Raw genomic sequence first — 2345 nt, forward strand, 5'->3', positions numbered from 1 at the left:
CCGCAGCAGCCAGGCATAGGCCAGCGGCAGCGGCGCGAGCGCCAGCAGGAACCAGAGGTAACCGGGCCACAGGAAGGACATCGGCGCTGCCTTGGAGGTGGAGGATGCGGATCGGCCGTACGCCGACGCATCCGCAAGCATCGTGCCCATGAAGCCGCGCCCGCGCAATCGGCCGCCCGGCCAGGCCCTGCATTGATGCGGGGCTCTTATCAGTGGGCCGGTTGCATTTCATTGGACCGCGCCAGGGGCGCCGGGGATCATCGTGCCCCGAAGCGCGCCGCGCCGCGGCGCTTCGCCAGGAGACCCCCGATGAGCGCACGCACGCTGCTGACCTCGATGTTCCGCTACAAGGCCTGGGCCGACGAGAGCCTGTTCGCCGGCCTGCTGGCCGCGCGGGGCCGGCTGCCCGAGGACGACCTCGAGGCGGCCTGGGCCACGCTCGACCATGCCCATGCGGTCGACGGCATCTTCAGGGCCCACCTCGAGGGCCGGCCCCATGCCTACACCGGCACCCATTCGCCCCAGCGGCTCGCGCCCGGGCACCTGCTGCAGGCGGTGCGCGACAACGACCGCTGGTTCGTCGCGCACGTGCAGGCGATCGGCGACGACGACCTGGCGGCCCCCCTCGCCTTCGACTTCACCGACGGCTCGGCCGGCCGCATGTCGCGCGAGGAGATGCTGGGCCACGTGATCGCGCATGGCGGCTACCACCGCGGCGAGGTCGGGCAGATCCTCACGCGCCACACGGGCTCGTCGCCGCGCGACACCTTCACGGCCTACCTGCACGAGGCCGAACCGGCGCGCCGGCTGCGCGCGTAGCGCCTTCCTTTTTTCCGCGACACCCCGCGCCTGCGGGTTGGCACGGATTTGGCTTCCTGCATGGATTGTGCACAATTTCTTTTGAAGAGCGCACAATTGTTGGGCTGACTGGCGGCTGCCACGGCCTTCCATCCACCCATTTGGGGCATCGCCCCCCAAGGACATGCAGATGAATCGCTCAGCATCCGGCCTCTCGCGCCGCGCCTTCGGGCAGGGACTCCTCGCCGCCTCCACGCTGGCCGCGCCGGCCTGGGTGCGCGCCCAGGGCAAGGGCCGCGAACTCGTGGTCGGCGGCGCGGGCAGCCACAAGGCCTTCCTCGATCCGCTGATCCCGGTGTTCGAGAAGCAGACCGGCTGCAAGGTGATCTTCGAGGGCACGCGCTCGCTCGTGAACCTCGAGAAGATGGTCAACAACAAGGGCCGCCAGTACATGTCGGTGGTGCTGATGGACGACCCGGTGATGATCCCGGCCGTCAAGGAAGGCGTGCTGGAGCCGCTCACCGCCAAGGACATCCCGAGCCTCGCGAAGCTCAAGCCCGGCACGGTCCACATGGACGGCATGTGGGCCAACTACATGCAGTCGACCACCGGCGTGGCGGTCAACACGGGCAAGCTCAAGCAAATGCCCTCGTACGCGGCGCTGTGGGAGCCGGCCAACAAGGGCAAGGTCGTGATCCCCTCGCTGCAGAACACCGAGGGCCTGTCGATGTTCCTGCTGGCGGCCGCGCTCGAGACCGGCAAGCCGATGAAGGATGCGCAGTACCAGCCCGAGGCGGCGTTCCGCAAGCTCAAGGCGCTCAAGCCCAACCTGCTGACCGTCTACACCCAGCTGCCGCAGGCGCTGAACCTGCTCGAGCAGGGCGAGGCCACGGCCATCGCGGGCATGATCGGATTCAACGCCTTCGACCGCAAGGCCAAGGGCGCGCCGATCGACTTCGTGCTGCCGAAGGAAGGCGGCATGGCCATGCCGACCGGCATCGCCAAGGTCCGGGGCGGCCCGCAGGCCGACCTCGCCAATGCCTTCGTCGAGGCGATGCTCGGCGCCTGGCAGCAGCAGATCGCCGAGATCTCGCTCGCGATGCCCACCAACACCGGCGTGGCCGCGCCGGCCGGCCTGCCCAAGGGCGAGGTGTTCATTCCCGACTGGGCCTACATCGCCGAGAACCGCAAGGCCTGGGTCGAGCGCTGGGACCGCGAGATGGCGCTGTGAGGCGCATCTCATGAGCACCCTCGAACTGAACGGGATCGTCAAGCGCTACGGCGCGCAGACGGTCGTGGACGGGCTGGACCTGCAGGTGGGTTCCGGCGAATTCGTGTCGCTGCTCGGCCCCTCGGGTTGCGGCAAGACCACGCTGCTGCGCATCGTCGCCGGGCTCGCGGCCTGCGACGCCGGCACGGTGCGCGTGGGCGGCAGCGACGTGACCGCGCTGCCCGCGCACCAGCGCAACATCGGCGTGGTGTTCCAGAGCTATGCGCTGTTCCCGCACCTCACGGTCAGCGAGAACATCGCCTTCGGCCTCAAGGCC

Annotated in this window: 3 protein-coding genes; all 3 read left to right on the plus strand. The window is 69.3% G+C overall.

The features are described from left to right. Positions 1-309 precede the first annotated feature (309 nt). Positions 310-819: a DinB family protein gene (locus tag AC27VN_RS39125; RefSeq protein ID WP_490880158.1), complete on the plus strand. Its 510-nt coding sequence runs from the start codon at positions 310-312 to the stop codon at positions 817-819. A gap of 169 nt (positions 820-988) precedes the next feature. Beyond that, positions 989-2029, plus strand: coding sequence for an ABC transporter substrate-binding protein (locus AC27VN_RS39130; RefSeq protein ID WP_490880159.1), 1041 nt, complete (start codon positions 989-991; stop codon positions 2027-2029). A 10-nt stretch (positions 2030-2039) separates the two neighbouring features. Beyond that, the coding region (locus AC27VN_RS39135; RefSeq protein ID WP_490880160.1) for an ABC transporter ATP-binding protein at positions 2040-2345 on the plus strand (306 nt) is incomplete at its 3' end.

Source organism: Variovorax sp. 20P10.2.4 (assembly GCF_058244205.1).